The organism is Pseudomonas sp. P4_C4 (assembly GCF_056402055.1).
Genome location: NZ_JBFUID010000051.1, coordinates 66,728 through 86,142 on the forward strand (window position 1 = coordinate 66,728; position 19,415 = coordinate 86,142).

Annotated in this window: 20 protein-coding genes and 2 pseudogenes; 3 read left to right on the forward strand and 19 right to left on the reverse strand. The window is 53.9% G+C overall.

The window, feature by feature from the left end; translation table 11 throughout:
- Positions 1-87: 87 nt before the first annotated feature.
- The 15 genes and pseudogenes from AC1DXW_RS23350 to AC1DXW_RS23420 all read right to left on the reverse strand — a co-directional run.
- Positions 88-186: pseudogene (locus AC1DXW_RS23350) on the reverse strand (hypothetical protein); the annotation flags it as partial.
- A gap of 47 nt (positions 187-233) precedes the next feature.
- Positions 234-1,625 (reverse strand): undecaprenyl-phosphate glucose phosphotransferase, encoded by a 1,392-nt coding sequence (locus tag AC1DXW_RS23355; protein WP_477755840.1) that lies wholly within the window; start codon positions 1,623-1,625, stop codon positions 234-236.
- A 124-nt stretch (positions 1,626-1,749) separates the two neighbouring features.
- Complete coding sequence (locus tag AC1DXW_RS23360; RefSeq protein ID WP_477760506.1) at positions 1,750-4,065, reverse strand: GumC family protein; 2,316 nt, start codon at positions 4,063-4,065, stop codon at positions 1,750-1,752.
- A 2-nt stretch (positions 4,066-4,067) separates the two neighbouring features.
- Complete coding sequence (locus AC1DXW_RS23365; protein ID WP_477756649.1) at positions 4,068-4,601, reverse strand: polysaccharide biosynthesis/export family protein; 534 nt, start codon at positions 4,599-4,601, stop codon at positions 4,068-4,070.
- Positions 4,602-4,613: 12 nt separating this feature from the next.
- A complete protein-coding gene (locus tag AC1DXW_RS23370) occupies positions 4,614-5,774 on the reverse strand; it encodes an outer membrane beta-barrel protein (RefSeq protein ID WP_477760507.1) in 1,161 nt (386 codons plus the stop codon).
- A 49-nt stretch (positions 5,775-5,823) separates the two neighbouring features.
- Positions 5,824-6,345 (reverse strand): transcription/translation regulatory transformer protein RfaH, encoded by a 522-nt coding sequence (rfaH, locus tag AC1DXW_RS23375; protein ID WP_477760508.1) that lies wholly within the window; start codon positions 6,343-6,345, stop codon positions 5,824-5,826.
- 901 nt (positions 6,346-7,246) lie between these two features.
- On the reverse strand, positions 7,247-7,747 hold the full coding sequence (locus AC1DXW_RS23380; protein WP_477756227.1) for an outer membrane beta-barrel protein: 501 nt from the start codon (positions 7,745-7,747) through the stop codon (positions 7,247-7,249).
- Between the two features lie 70 nt (positions 7,748-7,817).
- Positions 7,818-9,413 carry an EAL domain-containing protein gene (locus tag AC1DXW_RS23385; RefSeq protein ID WP_477756226.1) on the reverse strand — a complete coding sequence of 532 codons (1,596 nt, stop codon included), beginning with the start codon at positions 9,411-9,413 and terminating at the stop codon, positions 7,818-7,820.
- A gap of 235 nt (positions 9,414-9,648) precedes the next feature.
- Positions 9,649-10,614 (reverse strand): AraC family transcriptional regulator, encoded by a 966-nt coding sequence (locus AC1DXW_RS23390; protein ID WP_477756225.1) that lies wholly within the window; start codon positions 10,612-10,614, stop codon positions 9,649-9,651.
- A gap of 127 nt (positions 10,615-10,741) precedes the next feature.
- Entirely contained in the window at positions 10,742-11,074 is a 333-nt protein-coding gene (locus AC1DXW_RS23395; protein ID WP_477760509.1) for a hypothetical protein, read from the reverse strand.
- A 178-nt stretch (positions 11,075-11,252) separates the two neighbouring features.
- Positions 11,253-11,552 (reverse strand): hypothetical protein, encoded by a 300-nt coding sequence (locus AC1DXW_RS23400; protein ID WP_477756866.1) that lies wholly within the window; start codon positions 11,550-11,552, stop codon positions 11,253-11,255.
- Between the two features lie 184 nt (positions 11,553-11,736).
- A complete protein-coding gene (locus tag AC1DXW_RS23405; protein ID WP_477756865.1) occupies positions 11,737-12,219 on the reverse strand; it encodes a hypothetical protein in 483 nt (160 codons plus the stop codon).
- Positions 12,216-13,037 (reverse strand): winged helix-turn-helix domain-containing protein, encoded by an 822-nt coding sequence (locus tag AC1DXW_RS23410; protein ID WP_477756864.1) that lies wholly within the window; start codon positions 13,035-13,037, stop codon positions 12,216-12,218. The genes AC1DXW_RS23405 and AC1DXW_RS23410 overlap by 4 nt, the downstream gene beginning before the upstream one ends.
- 609 nt (positions 13,038-13,646) lie before the next feature.
- Positions 13,647-13,841, reverse strand: a pseudogene (locus AC1DXW_RS23415) (transposase); the annotation flags it as partial.
- 167 nt (positions 13,842-14,008) lie between these two features.
- Complete coding sequence (locus AC1DXW_RS23420; protein WP_477756552.1) at positions 14,009-14,689, reverse strand: DUF3313 domain-containing protein; 681 nt, start codon at positions 14,687-14,689, stop codon at positions 14,009-14,011.
- A 307-nt stretch (positions 14,690-14,996) separates the two neighbouring features.
- Between AC1DXW_RS23420 and AC1DXW_RS23425 the strand changes: the two genes are divergently transcribed.
- Both AC1DXW_RS23425 and AC1DXW_RS23430 read left to right on the forward strand, forming a co-directional pair.
- Positions 14,997-15,797 carry a transporter gene (locus AC1DXW_RS23425; protein WP_477756555.1) on the forward strand — a complete coding sequence of 267 codons (801 nt, stop codon included), beginning with the start codon at positions 14,997-14,999 and terminating at the stop codon, positions 15,795-15,797.
- Between the two features lie 34 nt (positions 15,798-15,831).
- On the forward strand, positions 15,832-16,224 hold the full coding sequence (locus AC1DXW_RS23430; RefSeq protein WP_477756553.1) for a GFA family protein: 393 nt from the start codon (positions 15,832-15,834) through the stop codon (positions 16,222-16,224).
- Between the two features lie 148 nt (positions 16,225-16,372).
- Here the strand turns inward: AC1DXW_RS23430 and AC1DXW_RS23435 are convergent, their stop codons facing one another.
- The 4 genes from AC1DXW_RS23435 to AC1DXW_RS23450 form a co-directional block, all read right to left on the reverse strand.
- Positions 16,373-17,176 carry a 2OG-Fe(II) oxygenase gene (locus AC1DXW_RS23435; RefSeq protein ID WP_108215750.1) on the reverse strand — a complete coding sequence of 268 codons (804 nt, stop codon included), beginning with the start codon at positions 17,174-17,176 and terminating at the stop codon, positions 16,373-16,375.
- 83 nt (positions 17,177-17,259) lie between these two features.
- Complete coding sequence (locus tag AC1DXW_RS23440) at positions 17,260-18,069, reverse strand: glycosyltransferase (protein WP_477760510.1); 810 nt, start codon at positions 18,067-18,069, stop codon at positions 17,260-17,262.
- Between the two features lie 277 nt (positions 18,070-18,346).
- On the reverse strand, positions 18,347-18,592 hold the full coding sequence (locus AC1DXW_RS23445) for a helix-turn-helix domain-containing protein (protein ID WP_477760513.1): 246 nt from the start codon (positions 18,590-18,592) through the stop codon (positions 18,347-18,349).
- A gap of 18 nt (positions 18,593-18,610) precedes the next feature.
- Positions 18,611-19,009: a hypothetical protein gene (locus AC1DXW_RS23450; RefSeq protein WP_477760511.1), complete on the reverse strand. Its 399-nt coding sequence runs from the start codon at positions 19,007-19,009 to the stop codon at positions 18,611-18,613.
- A 282-nt stretch (positions 19,010-19,291) separates the two neighbouring features.
- On the opposite strand from AC1DXW_RS23450, the gene AC1DXW_RS23455 reads away from it, so the two are divergent.
- Positions 19,292-19,415 (forward strand): hypothetical protein (locus AC1DXW_RS23455; protein WP_477760514.1); only part of this gene is annotated, 124 nt, incomplete at its 3' end.

A 19,415-nucleotide genomic window follows, 5' to 3' on the forward strand; every position in this document is an offset into this window, starting at 1 on the left:
CAGCGGTCGAGGCGGGCGGCCCACCGACACATAGGTGAAGCCGCGTTTGCTCAGGCGCTGCGGGTTGTACAGGTTGCGTCCGTCAACGGCGTCGACGTCCACGCACATCACGGTGTGACCGACCTCGGCCGTCGCGGCGCCTTGTACAAGCCCTGCATAGCCAATGCCAAATACACTCACATTCATGGGAAAACCTCCGTTTTCGTGGGGCCGATCCAGGATCGGGCACGAGGTCAGTAGATGTTTTTCGAGAACAAGGTGAAGGGCGTCTTGAGCAGAATCTTGATGTCCAGCCACAGCGACCACTGGTTGATGTAGTTGAGGTCCTGGGCAACCCGCAGCTGCATCTTCTCCAGGGTTTCGGTTTCGCCCCGATGGCCAGTGATCTGCGCCAGCCCCGTGATGCCTGGCTTGAGGCGGTGACGGGCCATGTAGGCGCGGACTTTGCCGGTGTAATAGATGTTGTGCGTGACCGCATGCGGACGCGGGCCGACCAGGGCCATTTGCCCGAACAGCACGTTGAACAGTTGCGGCAGTTCATCGATGGAGCTGCGGCGCAGAAAGCGCCCCAACGGTGTGACGCGGTCATCGTCCCGGGTGGCCTGGCGGACCTCGCCCTCATCGTGAACGCGCATCGAACGGAACTTCCACACCTTGAACACCTGGCCGTCGCAGCCGTGGCGGTTCTGCTTGAACAACACCGGGCCCGGCGATGTCAGCTTGACCGCCAGCGCCACACTCAGCAGTAACGGGCTGAGCAGCATCAGGGCCACGGCGGACAGGCTGCGCTCGAACAGGTCTTTGCAAAACAGGCTGCCGGGGTGGGAGTTGATCAGGCTTTCGTTGAGGTAGATGGCGGGCATCCGCTCGATCTCCGAGATCGAGTGGTTGAGCAGCACCATGCTGCCGAAATCGGGAATCCAGACCACGTCGACGTTCATGTCCAGCAAGTCGATGTACAGCGCTTCGATGGTCGCGGCCTCCGCCATCGGCAACACGATGTAGACCCGGCGCACTTCCATGCGCGTGATGAGTTCCCGTATGTCTTCGACGTGACCCAGCAGCGGCAGAATGCTGGGGGCAGGGCCATGATGGTCTTTCGCGGCGATGAACCCCAACAGTAGCGCGCGATTGGGTCTGCTCAGTTTCTTGGCCAGCTCATGGGCGGTCGGACAGGTGCCAATGATCACCGAGCGACGTTCGTTGAAGATCATCCGCGAATACAGCCGGGCAAAGTAGTGCAAGGGCAGGAAACTGGCTGCCTGGACGAGGAACCCGGCGAAGGCCCAGACGATGATCACCTGTCGCGAAAACAGGGCGCTGGTCTGGGTGAGGAAGGCAATGCTGATCAGCACCGCCAGCAGGATCAGCCAGCCGGCCAACAACCGACTGAGCCCGACCAACAGGCCATGACGCTTGTGGTAGACCTGCATGAGGCTGTAGATCGGCACCGAACCGAGGACAGTCAGAATGATCAGGACGCGGTACTCGGGGGTCAGGGTGCCGACGCGCATCTGTACCAGCAGTATCAGCAACAGGTTGACCAGAGTGATCGCACTCAACCATTGGCACCAGAAGGTCACGCCACGGCGATGTGCCATTTGAGCGGTATATAGCGAAGTCATCGGCTCAATCTCCAGGCATGGGTAGTCATTCGAAGCCGTTTGTGAACGTCACGGCTTTGATACGCGCGCTGGTAGTGAGGTAATGCTGGTGGTGAGGTAATGCAGCTAAGGCCGCTGCACGTTGTTACCGGGGGGCGAAGTCATAGTCGTAGAGGGATTTTAAGTGGTTGTGGCCGTACTTGCGCGCCTTGCGCAGGTCGACCTGGTTGAGCACCACCCCAAACACCGGCGCATGGCTCTGCTGCAGCATCGCCAGGCTTTTTTGCACCTGCTCGACCGGTGTGCTGTCGGCTTTCACCACATAGATCACCGCATTGCAATGCTGGGCCAGCAACAGCGCATCACTGACCATCTCGGCGGGTGGTGAATCGATGATGATGTGCCGGTAGCGCAATTTGAGCACTTCGAGCATGCGCGCCACCCGCGGCGAACTGAGCAGGTCTTGCGCCGGTGGTTGGCGCAGCGAGTCGAGCGGATTGTTTGGCGAAGGCAGGCGAGGGGTGTTGAACATGTCCATCGAGGGCCGCGAGACACTCCCGGCCGGCAGCATGTCGAGATTGCCCACGGTGCAGATGCAGTCTTCAAGGAGTGCGGTGCCGGCGATCACATCGGCGAACCCCGGGCTGTCCGGCGGAAAGTCGAAGTTCAACGACAACGTCGGCTGGCGCAAATCGGCATCGATCAACAGCACCCGTTCCAGTGGTGCCAGCGAGGAGGCGAGGTTATTGGCGATGGTGCTTTTTCCCTCGCCCGGTGCGGTCGAGGTAATCAGCACCACCTGCGAAGGTTCTTCTGTGCTCTGCAGCATCAGCCAGGTCCGCAGATTGCGGATTGTCTCGGAGAATCGCGGGTTGTCGTTGTCTTCGAACAGACGCGCCAGTTGCCGGCGACTTTTCTTCATGACCAGCGGAACCACGCTGAGCAATGGCACATTGAGAATGCTTTCGATGCGGTCCTCAGTCCTGAAGGTATTGCTCAAAGTATCGAACAGGAAGGCCAGCGCGACGCCGATGATCGATGCGACCACCGCGACAATCGCCACAATCAAGGTTTTGTGCGGCTTGCTGGGTTCCAGCGGTGTGATCGCCGGATCGACGACGCGGGCCTTGGCAGAGTCCATGTCGGAGGTGGCGGCGGTTTCCTTCAGGCGGGTGACGAACGTTTCGTACAGCGCACGGGAGCTGTCGACTTCCCGTTGGTACTCGCGCAGCTGGAACTCTTTACGTGAAATGTTCTGGATCTGCGCCTTGTTGGTGTTGAAGGATTTCTGCAGGGCACCTTCGCTGGCCACCGCCAATTGATATTGGCGCTCGATGCCAGCCACCACTTGCTGTACTTGCAGGCGCAAGCTGGTTTGCGCTGTATGCAATTCCGATTGAGCGGAGATCAGCGCCGGGTGTTTCGAACCATAGCGTCCGGACAGCTGCTCGACCTTGGCTTGCGCCTTGGCCACCTCCGCCTGAAATTGCTGGATCAACGGGTTGCTCAACACCGCCGGTACACTGGACAGCCGGCTCATGTCGCCGTTGGTCAATGACTGGGCCTGACGGTACTGGCTTTCGGCTTCCGCCCGATTGCGCCGGGCGTCGATCATGCGATTGCCGGTCATTTGCAGTTCGTTGGCACTGATCGTTGCCACGCCGTCGACATCCACCAACCCTTGCTCTTCCCGATAGCCTTGCAGCTTGTCCTCGGCGGCGCGCAGGTTGTTGCGCAACTCCACCAGGCGGGTGTTCATCCAGCTGGTGGTGTTTTGCGAGGACTTCAGGCTGGTGTCGAGCTGGCTGTCGATGTAGCTCTGGGCCAGCGCGTTGGCTGCTGCCGCCGCGAGATCAGGGTCGGGTAACTCGACGGCAATTTCGATCAGTTGGCTCTTGCCGACAAACTTGACGGTAGTCTGCAGCATGAGGTTTTGCGTGACTTCATTGAACACGTCCGCTTCAGTGGGCGCGGGTTTCTCCGGGGGCAAAAAAGCCAGCCAGGGCAACCATTGGCCGGCATTGAGATCGTTTAACCATTGACGAGGTTTGAACCAGGTTTGCGTATGCTGGCGCGGATCGGTGATCGGGTTGGTGGTGAGCCCGAGTTTCCTCACCACCCGTTCTGCCAGGTCCCGAGATTGCAGGAGCGCCTGCTGGGTCTGCAGATAGTCTGCGGTGGACGACGCGCCAGAGTCGGAGACTTGCTGGAAGGTCAGCACTGGCGGCGTTTTTTCCTTGATCAACATCGTGGTGCTGCCCAGGTACTGTGGCGTGATGAAGGACAATGCCGCCACCGCAAGGGCGCAACAAAGCACCACAAACCAGGCGATGTTCCATTTGGCGAGCCAGAGGACCCTCCACAGTTTGAGCAGATCAAGGGTGTCCGACTCTTCGCTGTGCTGCGGGCGCAGATGCGCCTGGAGCGGACGTTCGACGTAGGTGCTAGGGCTATTGTCCATGATTAGAAAAAGCCTTGTGCAATGGAAATGGTGTCACCGGGGGAAATTACGGTGGTCTTGGAAATGTTGTCTTCAAGCGCCGGGCCGCCGTCGCCACGCAGGATGGTCACGCGTTTCATCGAAGCGCGTTCGGTCAGGCCGCCACCCAAGGCAATAGCTTTTTCCAGGGTCAGGCCCGGCACGAAGGCGTAGCTGCCAGGCTTTTTCACCTCGCCGTTGATGTAGAAGGGCCGGTATTCGATTTGGCTGATGCTGACTTTCGGGTCGATCAGGTAGCCTTGCTTGAGCCCGTCGACGATCTTTCTCTCGACCTGGTTCGGGGTCAGCCCCTTGGCGACGATTTCGCCCAGGAACGGGTAGGAAAACGTCCCGGCATCGTTGAGTCGGACTTTCTTGATGCTCAATCCCGGCTCCCCGAACACAGTGATGCGCAACACATCACCAGCGGCCAGTTTGTATTCGGTGGAGGGATCTGCTGCCTGGGTGGCGGGAGCGAGCAACAGCCATATCAACAAACCAAACAGGCGCCGGTTCATATGCATGTCCTCTTACAGGCTGAAGTTGAAACCGAGCTGAAACACATTGCGCAAGAAGCTTTCGTTGTCGGCATCGGAGTTGTTATCGCGTAATCGATAACTTAGATCGATGTCCAGCCAGCGACGCATCTGGTAGATCACCGCAAGGTTGTAGTCTTGAAGCTTGTCGGTACGGTTTTCACCTTCGTAGACGTAGTGCCCATAACCGGCCTGCGCGACGGTGGTGATCCGTTCGGTCCAGCCATGGCGCCAGCCGATCTGGGTGAAGGTCGCCTTGACGGCGTCTGAACCATCGTCACCTTCAGCCAGTGCCTGGCGGGCCAGGAAGGTGAAGGTCGAATAGGTGCGGGGTTTCCATTGAAGGTCAATTTGCCAGGTCGGATTACTCAGATCGCTGGAAGTGCTTTCATCGAAGTTCTTGCGCTCATACCCGACCCGAACCTTGCCGGAGGTGCGCGCGGTAAAGTCCCATTGGGCACCGGTCAGTACGGCATCGGATTTACTACTGCGCGGACTGTTGGACTGCAGGTAATCGAAGCGAGTGTGATCGTATTCAATCAAGCCGCGGGTATTGCTGCCGATCCGGTGGTACCAGGTCGTGGTGAGGCCGGTGGTGTTGCGTTCTTTGTCGTCATTTATGCCGTCGCTATTGTCGTAGCGCCGTTGCGCGTAATTGGCGCCGATGTCTATCTGGTTGTCGGCGGTTTTGGCACCGTAGGTGTAGACGCCCCCCACGCGCTTGTCGTTGAGTTTGTCGTTGATACCTTCGACCGCGGTTGAAGTCGTTCGCTCGAACTTATGGTATTCGGCGTCGAGTTTCAGGCGGTGGCGGTCGGTGAACTCCATGATGCTGTCGGCCCGCAGGCGCTGCCCGGTGCTCGATGCATCGGACTGCGAATGATAGATRTTGCGGGTCGGTTGCCAGGTAAGCCGGGTGGCGCTGTTGCGGTCTTCAGCCTTGAGCTCGAAGGAAGGTGCAATCCTGGTCACCATAGAGGACTGGACGTTATGCTCGACCTCTCGAATGTTGTCGTCGTAACTTTCCGACAAGCCGAAAGTGGGAATGAACTGGAATCCGTAAATATCAATGGATTGCGGGTCAATACTCCAGGCAATGCCGGGATACAGGGAGACCACGAGCAATGCAAAAGGGCGGTGCGGCTTGAGGGGCATATCGTTATTCCCTAGAAGTGAATAAGCCCGGCTGTTTTTGCTTGTGTCGTTACGAACGTTGTCGCTCCAGATCACTGAGCGGGACGCAGACTTGCTGCTGCCGGTTCAAGAACTGTAGCAGGAGCATGACCCGTTCAGCCCCCAGCATTGACATAAACACACCTTCGAGCGGCGCCAGCGGGCCGTGGACGATTTGCAGCATTTCCCCGGGCTCGATTGCCTTGCAGTCATGCAATTTATCCAGCGATTGAATACTGCGCAAACGCAAGTGCTCGATGACCTCGTCGGCCACTTCTGCGGGGACATGGTTGAATTCAACGATACGGCTCACGCCGCGGGTAGAGCGTATGGGCGCCCAGTGGTCACTGCAACTCAGCTGGACGAAGAGATACCCTGGAAACAGGGACTCCAGCACCCGGTGCCGCTTGCCGCGAATCAGGCGTTCGCTCACGTGTAGAGGGCGATACGTGATGTAGTCTTGTTGCTGCAGGTTGAGCTGGGCCCTTTCGTCCTGTCGGGGTTTGCATTGCAGTAGATACCAATGAGCGCTATTGGGGGTATTGGTCAGCATTCTGGAGAGCTCCGTACATAGCTTGTTTTTAAGCACGGCGGGCCTGATTAGTCGGGGGGAGACACCGTCGTGCTTGCTAGTAGGTAGTAGGCCAACGAGACCTTAAAAAAATGATCCCAGAAGCGTCATGTTTATTATTGGCAGTTGCAGGTGTTTCAGGAATGAGCTTATATGTGTTTCAGAAATGATCTTATATGTGTTTCAAGTGTGAAGCAGTTCGGCAGTGTATATGGATATTTGTATATGTAATGAAAGCGCTACAACTTTATCAGGGTTAAAGCTACCGCACGGTTCGCACTTGGCGCCCGATAAACAACGGTGTTTCACGTGTTGCCCAGGATATCAGATGCTGCTGCACTCTTGGAATATCCGCCTGAGTTATATAGTTATCGGCCACTCTAAGCGGTCTGTCAAACATAAGAAGTCAAAAGGCATGCCTTTTATCTACTTGTGTGATGTATTGCTCGTAATAGATTGTTTTTGTTGAAAAATAGTGTTCTATCGGAAAAATTAAACTTTCTGTGATGGCGATAGTCTCTCGGAGCTAGTGCACTATTGAGCTGAGGTGGTGCCGGTGTATTTGTTAATCATTCTATTCTGCACGTGCTATATGCCATTTTCGCGTACATTTGGCGCGCTTTTGGTGCACAACTTATGGTTGGAGTGCGTAAGAACCCCGTGATGCTTCATTTATTCAAGGGTGGTTTCTGTTTGATGGCAATTTGAAATGTGCCAAAATTTGGGTGTGTCGCTGTTTCTTTATACGTTGTAGTTACAAGAGTCTTAATGCTTTGGCAGTCGGACTTAATGTGCGAAGTAATCGTGGGGCAGACAGGTCGAGGGAAGAGTGTCGCACAGGGTGCGATGAGCGACCGGGGAAGGTCGCTCAGTTGCAGCGGTATTAAAAAAGGATATAGGCGGATGCGGTCGTCTGATTCAGGTTGATCTCGCCGACCTCCAGAACTTCGTATTCAGCACGCAGGCCGATGTTGCGAAAGACATCGACCTCCAGGCCGACACCGTAGGTCAGATCAACCCCGGTATCGTCGTCGGTGGCATTGCCGTCGGCGTCCCAGGCGTGAGCACCGACACTGCCGAATACCCGCATCCGATCGCCCAGCGGAAAGCCGAGATGGGCGGCAGCCTGAGCCGATTTGCCTTCGAAATCGACATTCTTGTCCTTGAATTGACCGAGATCGACGTAGGCCCCCTCGAAGGCCAGGTAACTATTGACGCGATACCCGGCATAAACCTTGTAGCTGTTGTCGTCGTCGTCCAGTCTGGATTCGTCGGTCTGAATGCTGCTTACGCCAGCTCCAAGATATAAACCTTTGTCATCAGCGAGCGCCTGAAAAGACAGCAACGATAGCAGTGAAGCGAAGCCAAGGTTTCGAAGTCGCATGTGTGGTGGAGTCCTTGTACAGGTTTGTCAGGTGTTAGGGTTCGGCGAGCATTTGAGGGGCCGTGAGGGGTTAATAGAAGTCATTGATTGATATTTTTGCGTCGTAAGGCGGGATGTTTGCCGGGCATTGAAAGTAGCGTCTTGCCAACGCTTGAACAGGCAGCGCTTTGCAGAACAACCAGCCTTGCGCCAATAGAACCCCCTCCGAAACCAGATGCGGCAGTTGCTCCTGAGTCTCGACACCTTCGGCCACGACCTTGAGTCTCAGCGACTTGGCCAACCGGGCAATGTGTCGCCACAAGGCATCCTCGGCAGCGATCTTGTCGTCTGCGATCAATGAGCGATCTATTTTCAGAATGTCGAAAGGCACCGAATCAAGAAGCGAGAGGTTGGAATAGCCGATACCGAAGTCGTCCACGGCAATGCGATGTCCACACGCACGAAGCCGTTGCAATTGCCGGGCGGCAGGCTTCTGATCGAGCAGGGTCCTTTCGGTGATTTCAAAGGCCATGGCGGACACAGGCATGTTGTAGGTTGCCAGCACGCTGGCCACATAGTCTGGGAAGCTCGGGTCCTGAATATCCCGGGCGCAAAGATTGACCGTAATGTAGAAGTCCTTGCACGCCCAAAGGCAGGAGCTGTAATCCTCCGCCACTTGTCGAATCACCGAGCGCGTCAGTTTGCGGATCAAGTCAGACTTCTCCGCCACTGGAATGAAAACATCCGCAGGCACGTGGGTGCCGTTGTCGCTCCAGTGAGAAAGTGCTTCGGCGCCCACCAGATAGCCCGTCGTCAAGTTAACGATAGGCTGGTAGTGAACACCCAGCGTGTTGGTTTTTATGGCATTGCGAAGTCGTACGGCGATAGAGGTGTAATACCGTTGGGCACACCTTGCGAGCAAGAGCAGCGCTGCGAACACGCACACAAGGCCAATGAATAATTTGAATTTGAGACTTGTCAGGTAACTCAACGGAAGAGAAATGACGGCGATCAGTTCATTTCGGTTGCCCGCAAAGGCAATCAGGACCTTGTCTGGCGAGGTAACCAGTTCGTCCAGGTGGAACGGCTTCTGCATCTTCAGCGGCTGAGGGCCCGTGGAAGCAATGGGCACAGCGCCGCCGGGGCCGATGAGGTCCAGTTGCAGGTCCTCTGGAAACTTCAAATTGTCGAGCAGGATCTTCTTGTTTGCCCAGACGTAGGTTGACTGTTCCGACACAATGATGAAGTCGGTGTCCGCAGAAGCTGCGTGGCCGGAACCTACCCAATAAGTGCGTCTTCCAATTGAGAACTTGCGCTTCTCATTGCCTGCCAGTACTGAAGGGAGTTCTTGTCCGTAGGAGGAGCAGATCTTGCCGTTGGGCAACTGGATTGCCGCTTGATCGACAAATCGCAGGTTCTTGACCAGGTCAGCCAGTTGTGAATATTGATCGACGGAGCATTCCTGACCCGAACGATCAAGATCGCCGAGGTTTTCCAGTGCTTTGTCGATCTGCGCATTGGGCTCCACTTGAGCAGCGCGCAGATCGGCGTAAACGTTATTCAACTTCCGTTCAATGAATTGCTCAGCCAGTCCCCCGGCACAAAACCATGCGGCCCAGCCCGCTGCAGCAATCAGACATACAGTGACTGCGTGCCTTCCAAGTAACGCTTTATATGCGGCAACCATCGAAAAACCTCGAGGTATCATTATTTCACTGTGCACTCTGTATTCACGGATTGAACGTCTTCAGTACCCGTCAATAACCCAGGCCAATAAGATGCCGCTGGCATAGGCGGTAATGCACAGAATGATTTTCTGCTTGAGTGGCAGTGTGTTTATTCGATGATGCATGCTTATTTCCTTGAATGGGCAAATAGGCAATGGTGGGTCCCTATGGTTAATCAAAGGAAATTATTAATCATCATTTGCAGGGCTTGGCTGAGTTGCGCCTGGCCGTTTCTGACGGAGTCTCTCCGTAAGCAATCTGATACGCCTTGGAAAACCGACCCAGATGGTGGAAATTCCAGTACATCGCGGTTTCTGTCACGGTGGGCCACGTTTTATTGATCAGATCGCGGCGGGCACTGGCGAGTCTCAGGTTTCTGATGTAAGCGATTGGCGACATCCCGAACGTTTCAATAAAGCCAAAATGCAGGGTGCGAGTGGTGGTATCAAGTTGCCTTACCAGCGATTTTATAGTGAGCGTTTTTTTTGTGTTTTCATGAATGTACTCTATAGCTTCTATCGCCACCTTTCTTCTTGTCGGGACTTTACGGCTGAAGCCACCAGCGGGTGTCAACGACTGCAATAGAGAAGCAAGCACCGCACTTTCAATCGCTGAACCCTGTGCTTCGCTGTGCTGTGAAGAATCAGAGTCGTTGATGTCGACACAGCAAGCGCTGATGGCTTGAACGGCAGATTGTATGAATTGATAGTTTTCAGCCTGGAAGCTGTGTTGTGTTCTGTTGGCAAGTATATCCATGACCGCGTGATGTTGGCGGCACCGGTCATAGTTTTCCAGTGTTGTGGTTATGCTGAAAAGTGTTTCATTCGGTTCGCAGGTGTAATGCACCGATTCATCGCTGTGCAGTACGATGATTTCGTCAGGCCGTAGTTTGTGATTGTTTACGACGGGGCGTCCAATCGGAGGCTGCGAGATGGCGAATGTCACGAATCCGGCAGGAACAGAACTGACCAGCGTCACGGATGAGTCGAACTCAAGGCGACTGCACTGCAGTTCCGGGCTGTGAAAGAGTTTATGTTGCCGAATGCGTGCCTCTTGCTCGGTTGGAATAAGGCTCATTTCCCATTTGCCTATTGTTCTGTTCAGTTGGCTCGGCAAGGCAGAGGACAAATGAAAGATCTCGTCGGGCGGTGCGATACTCATGAAATTGAAGGCTCATCTGTTAAATGATTAGGGTCAAGCCTGACGGGCAGTCGTGGAGAAGATACGCAATTCGGCGTCCTTGCTGTCGGTGAGTTCGACCCCATTGCCATTGGCTTTGAACGGGTTGTCAGAGTCCCCGGATCAGTTCCAGCTCCGCCGAAAATGCGTACTTGCTGTCCAACGGTGAATCATCCATGTGTTGAACGTTGCGCGGGTCAATTTTCGAACTGAAGATCTGCGATTGGGGTTTCATCGGGTCAATGGCTGCAGCTGTAAAGGCGTAAAAGTCGTCAATACGATAACCGTTTTTTACCTGATAGCTGTTTTTCACTGCACTTGGTACCTTCTTGTTGGTTTCGACACTCGTCAATTTGGCACTGTAGACGCTCTTGTCATCGGCCATGGCCTTGAGAGAAAGCAATAAGCCAAACGACACGGTGACGAAGTTTTTCAGTAGCATCGAGGCGATTTCCTTATAAACAGTTTATTCAGGCAGAGCAGAATGTCAGCTGCATCTCTGCCGCGACCTGGCCTGAAAATAATCTCACCTCGATGGTGTCTGCCAAAGTCAATAACTCATATTTATGAGGTCGTCAGAATGGTCAAAACACCGTTTGCACCGGGTTACACCCTACACGTCAGAGTAATATGAGCGAGCTGGCGTAACTCGTGCCTGTATCACCTTGTGGTGGGGTGGAGAGAGGAAAATCACTGTCCTGATCGTCCGAGTGATACTCATTCTCACTATGAATTTTCAGATGCGATAGTTTCTGGCGATCATCCGGGCTTGTTTCAATTTCATAATATTCAATGGTCGTGCTTTCGACGGAGTGCTCGTCGTGAGCCAACGAATAAAGTGGCATGGCAGACAAGAATACAACCGCCAGAAATCCGAAAGTCGTCGAATTATGGGTTCGCAGGAAATGCAGGGCTTTCACTTGATTCTCCTGTATAGGGCATTGTCCCGGACGAGAATCAAGCAGGCTCGACTCCAAGGATTATCGGCGAGGAATTTTTGGCAGGAGAGACGTTTGATTCAAATCAATAAGTGTTATTTTTGTTTGAGAAGTTCTTTGATGTGAAGCTGTCCCAAGCGGGTGTTGAGTCGATTCGGGAGGCCGATTAATGGTTCATGCAACGCAAGCGACCAAGTTCATGTACGTAAAAACACACGGCGTTTTTATCCGGCGTCGGAATCAATTCGTAGTTTAGAATGGCGCCTTCTTGCAAGACGTATTGACGTCTGAAAAACAGGTCAGGGGTCTTTTCAATGGCAAAAAGTTCATTGTCCTGGCTGAGTTTTATGTTGCTGACTTTGATTTCGACATGAGTTTTGCTTTCGTCGATTATATTCGCTGAAATGGTCGCATTGCGGATTTTTCCATTCAGGCTTTCCAGCGTGGTCCCCGTGAGTCGGCCATGCCCGATAGTGAGGTACTCTTCGATGTTCAGTTGATCAAGATCTTCCAGCCATTGTCGGGTTTTTGTTTGATAACTGGTGTTTTCCATGTAGTGCGAAGGAGAGTGCACAAGCGAAAAAATGCAGAGTGCATTGATCAAGGCTATGACCGGCCAGTGAACGGCTTGCGGAATTTCAAACTTCATAGGGTGACTTCCAAACATTGACGGATCATCAAGGCGAGGTCTCTTTCGCTGCTGTTCAATTGTAGATTTGCAGTGCTGAGATCCGGGCGAATGCACGAAACGGAATAATTGGCTTTATACAGGTTGATCCAGACTTGACCCTTCAGGTTTGGCGGTAATTGTTCAGTTTGTTTGGCCGACAAGTTCATCAGGGCTTGAGCCTCGGCAAGATCGCTGCCCACGGCGTGTATGACCAGTCCATTCTTGTCGACGCTGGAAATTTCAATTTTTGGCGCGTCGAAGTCGAATTTAAAAATAGTAAAGGCAACGACTGCCAGCGTAACCATATAAGCGATCAGCTGGGCCTTTGTAATGCGAGTGGATTTATTGGTTTTACCTGAGGGTGCAAGCAGCCCATCACTACCAGGTGGCGGTAGTTGTCCAGGGATGGGGGCGGGTGGCTGCGCTGTTTGCTCTGAGGGTGCTGGTACATCTGCTGCTGCATCGACTACACAGTGCCGGTTGAAGCAGTATCCGCGTCGAGGAACAGTCATCAGGATCTCGTGATCCCGACTGTCATTGAGAATATTGCGTAGTGAGAAAACCGTTTGGTTCAAACTGCCGGAGGCAACCACGCGGTCATTCCAGGTGTAGTCGATGATTTCATCGCGGCTTTTAGTGACACCTGGCTCCATGAGCAGCAGGTCCAACAGGCGCGACTCAGCTCTACCTAGCGTGGAGTTTTGTACATCTCCATGGGGTGTTGTAATGGAAAGCATGGCGCTGTCCGGGTCGAATACCGCCACGGCGCCATTTTTCAACTTGAAGGTGTAGCTCATAGAAATCTTCCGTTCAGGCGGTACTGGCCTGAGTATAGGGGCCGGATTTGGCTCGGTGCATTCTGGTCCGGGAGGTGAACGAAGATGAGGGCCAGGCGGAAGGTGCACTGTGTGTCACATTTACAATGCCGGACTGGCTCGTTTCAGAGGTGTGCAGTGCGGCAAGCAGCCCGGCCTGTCAGAGGTATCAGTTCAGTTAAACAAAGAAAAAGCATTGCTGGATGACCCATGGTTTTCGATTTGGACACCGTGAATAATGCTTGGAATGGATTATCTGCGCTATCCGAAAACTGCAAGCTCGGGCGGGTGGGTTTGCGTGGAGCCACGCCTGAATGAACTAACCTCGCTGTTGCGACAGGCATCTATTTCAGCCTGAACTATCAGGATACAAATCAATGATTGTGTTTTTGTGCGCCAGGTTTGTGAAAGATTATTTTTGATTCTTATTAGCTTTGAACCAGGGTTTTTACCGATTTAAATGGATCTCGAGGAGCGTTGACGCACATCGCGTACAGGGTTTGTTTGTCGCGGCGTAAACGATCCTCACCTCTCGTTCTACGCTTTGCCCCGAGTCCTTTCATGAAGGGCCCGGGGCTTTTTTTTGGTTCTTCACGGATTACCGGGAAAGACGCTCTTGATCTTCATGAAAAAGAACTCGCTATCCCGGTAACCGTACGCCATCCGCTTGATGACCTTTATTCGATTGTTTATTCCTTCCAACTGACCGGTGTGCATCGGCCAGCGAACCCGGCTCACGATGCCCCGCCAGTAACCCTTTAGTCGTTTGGCGAACTGGATCAGAGCTGGTGCTCAGCAACATCGTAACGAGCGCTAAGGTATGGGCCAGTATTTTCATCATTGAGTCTCACGTCAGGCGTCGGCACGGCTAACGGTTTGTCAGAGGGAAAACACGGCGGGGCATCACATTGAAACCCCATGCCGGTCTGCTTGCGATGGGGTTTACCTGAGCGTCAACGCTTGAGGAGGAGGGCCTGCATATCGTCGGTCATGCCTTTGAGTGCAACCTTGAAGTCATTGGCAACAATCGGCTGTTCGGCATTCTTGATGGTCTCGCCGAATACCTTGCGCACGATCTTCGCGACCGGCATACCGGTTTTGGCATCGATCAGGTTGGCTTCGATGTACATCTCGGCAGTCTGATCCCGATGCCCGGTGGCTGCTTGTGTCGCCCCGACAATGGCCCCGATTGGAACAGCCTCATACCAGTGCATGCCTTCGTTGTTGGCGCTGACGTGAGTGATCGCCGCTTGCAGGATCAGCGATCGCGAATCGGTCGGTACCAACTGCGCATAGGGGACGATCGTGTAGCGCTGGGCAAAGGCGGTCTTGACGCTGTTGCTGGCCATCAATTGCAGGTCTTGCAGCGTCTTCAGGCTGACGCGCGCGCTCGGCTGCGGCGCGGGATACAGCTCCATCTGCCTGAACACCACAGTGGAGTACGCGCGAGGATCGAACCCTGGCGATACCCAGCGCAATACTTTCTGCTCACTCGGCGTAGTTTGCTCCTCCAGGCCCTGGTAATTGCCCAGGAAGCCTGAGTATTGCTCTTGCTGCGCCACTTTCGAGACACAGCCGACCTGAAATACACAACTCAAAGCTATACCCGCAATCCATTTATTCGACATGCCCATGTATTTGGTTCTCAAGTGATGAAAGTTGTCATTCGGGTTCCGACCTGGCCCCGGGCATTGGTCCGGGTGCCTTGTATCCAGGCATTGGTACTTGCCAGTCGGTTACGCAAAGCAGGTGCTTGCACGCCGTCCAATGCGGGCCGAATGCTGCCTGTAGCAGCGGGATAATCCGAATCAATAACTCTCAAAAACTGTTAAACACGCGGCCAGGAAAAATTGCACATCGATCACAGTTGCCTACGCTAACCCTTTGCAACGCCGGTTTTGGCGTCTACAGGTGAGTGAGATGGATTTGAAAGAACGATGGATGTGTACCGCGTCGACACTCGTCGTTGCGTTGGGCTTCATCCCGCTGGCTCAGGCCGACGATTCGGCAGAGCTGGCGAAGAAAGCCCTCAACCCGGTCGCGGCGATGTACAGCCTGCCGGTGCAGTACAACTGGGACCAGAAGATGGGGCCGACCGGGGAGGGCATGCACAGCGTCACCAATATCCAGCCTGTGCTGCCGTTTGCCTTGAACGAAGACTGGAACCTCATCTCTCGCACCATTCTGCCGGTCATCGACCAGCACGGCCTGGCCCCCAATGGCGCGGCGGACAAATCCGGCACCGGCGATATCACCCAGAGTTTTTTCTTCTCGCCGACCAAGCCCACGGACAGTGGCTGGATACTCGGCGGCGGCCCGGCGTTGTTGATACCGACCGGCAGTGACGAATTGCTCAGCAGCGAGCAATGGGGCCTCGGCCCGACGGCGGTGGCGTTGAAACAGTCCAATGGCTGGACCCGAGGCATTCTGGCCAACCATATCTGGGGCCTGGACGGCAGCCCGCCAGACGACAAGGAAAAGGTCAACCAGACCTTCCTGCAACCCTTCCTCTCGTACACCACTCATACGTACACGACCTACGGGGTGAACACCGAGTCGACCTACAATTGGCAATCGCGCGAATGGTCGGTACCGGTCAACCTGACGGTCACCCAACTGTTGAGAATCGGCGGCCAACCGCTGACGGTGCAGGCCGGCCCGCGCTACTGGCTCGACAGTCCGGAGGACGGCCCGCAAGGCTGGGGCTTTCGCGCTGCCGTGACGTTCCTGTTTCCACGCTGATACTCCGTTTCGGACAGCTTGGAGGAGACACCGCATGGACCAATTCACCGGTGGTTGTTTGTGCGGCAAGGTGCGCCTTGTCGCGACGGGGCGCCCGTTCCGGGTTGGCGTTTGTCACTGTCTCGACTGCCGCAAGCATCACGGGGCGCTGTTTCATGCGTCCGCGATATTTCATCAGGATGCGGTGACGATCGAAGGCGAAACCCGTGACTACGCCGGGCGGCATTTCTGTCCGCACTGCGGTTCGTCCGTATTCTCGCGCAGCGCAGACGAAATCGAAGTGAACCTCGGATCCCTCGATGCCCCAGACCAACTGACCCCAACCTACGAGAGCTGGATCGTGCGTCGCGAGGCCTGGTTGCCGCCGTTTCCGCTCACACGACACTACGAACGCGATCGAGATACCACGGGGCGTTTTGAGGACTAGCGGCTATAACCTTTAGCGTCTCCATAATTGCCAGGACCCTGCGCCCCCATGGGCCATTTGATCGACGCTGTAACTGAGCATGGGGGCATATCCGGATTGGCGAGCTAACGCTCAAAAAAGCACGAACTCGATCGTCTGGCGATACCGTTTAGTTTTTCTTCTTGATTAGTTTATTCATGTAGTACTTTAGGCTAAAGCGATCTTTTGGCCTTGGTTTGTAGTGGGTTTTGTTTCTTTGTGCAGGATCGATCACCATGGTTCCTGCGGTGTAGTAATAAAGTGCTATAGACCTGCGGGTGATGTGCTCTGGAGTCGTCAAGGGCTCTGGGTGCCCATGATTACTGTCTTTGTCCGTATTGAAAATGACACAACGATTGTAAATCGGCAGGATTTTTTTAAGGCAGGTCTTCATGTCGACATCCCAAAGTTCCAGGTTGCCGCCGTATTCCTCTCGCCAGTCTTCAGTCAGATAAATTATGATATTCAGTCGGCGCTCGACATTAAGCTTTTTGTTGAGCCTGAAGTCCGAGTGCACCCCCAGGAAACCACCGCTTTTGGTTTCATGCAGGCCGCCACCGACAAAGTAGGGATCGGGTATCAAACCTTCGATGCCTGTGAGCTTTTCAAGAAATTGCAACATGGGGGCCGAGTTAAAGATGTTGAAAACAGCTTTCAAATGGGGCGCGCATTCGTTGGGACTGATTTGACGTTTTCGTTGACCTTTATAGCCTCGCTCGTAGAGCATTTCGTTGTTGGTTGGCTCGGTTGGGAAGTGCGAACAGATACTTGCAATCAGGTCTTCGTGCAAGAAGTTGTCGATGACGATGTGCGGAAATGGCGTAGCCTGAGTATAGCGACTGGTCAATGACTCACCAAAGGCGCTGGCGGCGTTTTGGTCGAAATCAAGCTCCGGGGACAGGGTGATAGGTAGTGCTTGAGTGATGGGGGCCATTACCGCTCCAATAACTTGATATAAAGACTGATAGGTGACGTCAAACAGCGTTGAGCTCACGGCTCGTTGCGTCTATTCGTAGCTTAATTTTTTTTGTCGTCCTTGTTCAGACGCTTAAGGATGTTGTTGTACATTTTGGTTCGTCTATGAGTCTTGTCATAGCCACCAGCCGCTGCGACAGTGCCGGCCTGAATGTGATCCAGATAACTGAAGATTTTACGCGGCGATAACATTTCAACGACATAGCCAAGCTCGGTCATGCGGTCTTGGAGAGTATAGCCTGGTACACGGTCATCCATCGAAAAATGCAAGTCGTGCTGTTTGATAAGTTTGCAGTTCCACAAGGTGCAGAAACTTTTCAAGTAGACTTCTTTGTACGGTTTTGGCTCTCTGGAGCGCAATCCCATCGAGATTTTCAGACGCCGGAAATGATGTTTGAATAGTCGCGAGCTAAAACGCCAAAAAGTTCTGGTGGCACCGCGGTTTAATTGCTCAACACAACCGACGGCCACGACGTTCGGGTTTTTTAAACATTTATTCAGCATCATCGGAAAAACATTTTTATCGAAAACAAACGTATCAGTGTGCATCAAGAATAAATAATCAGTTTCAATTCGCTCCAAAACCAGGTCAAGTGCCTTGCCATGCGCGATGTGGCCCGGTTCTGGTTCAGTAACAGAGCGCTCGATTAAATTGATCCAGTCAAGCGTTCGTAAATACTCAGTGCTTTCATCGGCGGAATAGTTGTCAACTACCCATATTGGGGCGCCGTTGCTTCCTACATGCTGGTGCAATAAGTCCAGGCATATCTTGGTGATTTCCGGTGTTTTGTAATTCACTATGACGATGCTGAAGGCTTTAGAACTTTCGGGCGGAGAATCAGGGTTGTTCATTGTTCAGGTGCTCAATGGTATTGTATTTAATTGTAGAAGTAGTTGAATCTGCATGCGGATTCCGCCTGGTTTTCTACGCAAAATTTTCGTGGCTATAGAGCACATTTTGTTAGATCGCTTTGTTATGCATAACCACCATAGCTTACTCAGATCTGATGGAGCGCAGTAGAGCGGACTTCATCGTATAAGGATCTGCTCTATAGGTAAATATCCGTGACTTGATTCGTTGAGTCAGGAGGCTGCTCAGGCGAGCGTCTTGGGTAGGTGTGAACTGAGCTCATTGATCACTCCAGTTCGTCATCCAGCACATGCCACCGCTACTTTTTCGTAGCGAGAAATGACTTGGAGCTACCCCATACCAGCGCTTGAGTGCCTGGGAAAAGCTCGACAGGTCACTCAAACCCAGTCGCTCGGCAATCTCGGTGAGGCTCAAGCGTTCGTCATTGAGTATCTCGATGGCGCTGCGGCTGCGGGCCTCGGCCAGCAAGGCTCGGAAGGTGGTGCCTTCATCGTGCAGGCGGATTGATCTCGTGGCGTCGCACTAGCGACGATAGTAGCGGTGATCGTCCTCGTAGCGGTGCCGCATGGCCCGATCCTGGTGGTATTCCCAATCACGATGGCGCTGGGCTTCTCGACGGGCTTGTTCTCTACGCCACTGTTCTCTACGCCAGTCGTCTCGGCGCCAATCGTCTCTACGATCATGCCAACGGCCGTCATGCCAGTATCGGTCGTCATGGGCAAGCAACGGCCCTGGCTGCTTGCCGGCCATACTGGCCAAGGTCGGCCAAGGGTTGCCGGCAGCCTGGACCGGAACCTGAACGGCTGCGACTTCAGTTGCGAAAACAGAGGTTGAGGCCTTCATCTGTGTTGCTGATGCCGAGCCCACTGCCGCGAACGCGAACAGGCCGAAGAGCACCATCCGTGGGTCATGGAATTTCATGAGCGAAGAAAACCTCTGATTGACATTTGGGCGTATGGCCATCTGGCTGCGGGAAGCCTGCGAGCTCGCGCTTACCGAGCGGATGTGCCTACCCACATAGACCGATAAATAAGGAAAAGTTCTAGGGAACCGCTGCTTAAATAGCCAACGGCCTCAGTGTTCGGCCCCTTTGAGGTTTGCTGTCTCGATGTCCGCTCCTGGCCGCCTTCGGCCCAGAGTGTGTAAAAACTCCAAAGCAAACCCTTGCTATGATTTCCCAGGATTTCATCGCAAGGGTTGCCCATGAAACGCTTCATTCAAGGTGAACACCGAGGTCAAAGGACCCTGCTCCCCGAGAGCCTGGACGATTACGTCAGCGAGACTAATCCGGTGCGTGTTGTCGATGTCTTCGTTGATGAACTTGACC

What these genes read in the sequence shown, in the direction of transcription:
- AC1DXW_RS23355 (WP_477755840.1), bottom strand. Translation starts at nt 1,625, where the DNA reads ATGACTTCGCTATATACCGCTCAAATGGCACATCGCCGTGGCGTGACC.
- AC1DXW_RS23360 (WP_477760506.1), bottom strand. Translation starts at nt 4,065, where the DNA reads ATGGACAATAGCCCTAGCACCTACGTCGAACGTCCGCTCCAGGCGCAT.
- AC1DXW_RS23365 (WP_477756649.1), bottom strand. Translation starts at nt 4,601, where the DNA reads ATGAACCGGCGCCTGTTTGGTTTGTTGATATGGCTGTTGCTCGCTCCC.
- rfaH (WP_477760508.1), bottom strand. Translation starts at nt 6,345, where the DNA reads ATGCTGACCAATACCCCCAATAGCGCTCATTGGTATCTACTGCAATGC.
- AC1DXW_RS23380 (WP_477756227.1), bottom strand. Translation starts at nt 7,747, where the DNA reads ATGCGACTTCGAAACCTTGGCTTCGCTTCACTGCTATCGTTGCTGTCT.
- AC1DXW_RS23385 (WP_477756226.1), bottom strand. Translation starts at nt 9,413, where the DNA reads ATGGTTGCCGCATATAAAGCGTTACTTGGAAGGCACGCAGTCACTGTA.
- AC1DXW_RS23390 (WP_477756225.1), bottom strand. Translation starts at nt 10,614, where the DNA reads ATGAGTATCGCACCGCCCGACGAGATCTTTCATTTGTCCTCTGCCTTG.
- AC1DXW_RS23395 (WP_477760509.1), bottom strand. Translation starts at nt 11,074, where the DNA reads ATGCTACTGAAAAACTTCGTCACCGTGTCGTTTGGCTTATTGCTTTCT.
- AC1DXW_RS23405 (WP_477756865.1), bottom strand. Translation starts at nt 12,219, where the DNA reads ATGAAGTTTGAAATTCCGCAAGCCGTTCACTGGCCGGTCATAGCCTTG.
- AC1DXW_RS23410 (WP_477756864.1), bottom strand. Translation starts at nt 13,037, where the DNA reads ATGAGCTACACCTTCAAGTTGAAAAATGGCGCCGTGGCGGTATTCGAC.
- AC1DXW_RS23420 (WP_477756552.1), bottom strand. Translation starts at nt 14,689, where the DNA reads ATGGGCATGTCGAATAAATGGATTGCGGGTATAGCTTTGAGTTGTGTA.
- AC1DXW_RS23425 (WP_477756555.1), top strand. Translation starts at nt 14,997, where the DNA reads ATGTGTACCGCGTCGACACTCGTCGTTGCGTTGGGCTTCATCCCGCTG.
- AC1DXW_RS23430 (WP_477756553.1), top strand. Translation starts at nt 15,832, where the DNA reads ATGGACCAATTCACCGGTGGTTGTTTGTGCGGCAAGGTGCGCCTTGTC.
- AC1DXW_RS23435 (WP_108215750.1), bottom strand. Translation starts at nt 17,176, where the DNA reads ATGGCCCCCATCACTCAAGCACTACCTATCACCCTGTCCCCGGAGCTT.
- AC1DXW_RS23440 (WP_477760510.1), bottom strand. Translation starts at nt 18,069, where the DNA reads ATGAACAACCCTGATTCTCCGCCCGAAAGTTCTAAAGCCTTCAGCATC.
- AC1DXW_RS23450 (WP_477760511.1), bottom strand. Translation starts at nt 19,009, where the DNA reads ATGAAATTCCATGACCCACGGATGGTGCTCTTCGGCCTGTTCGCGTTC.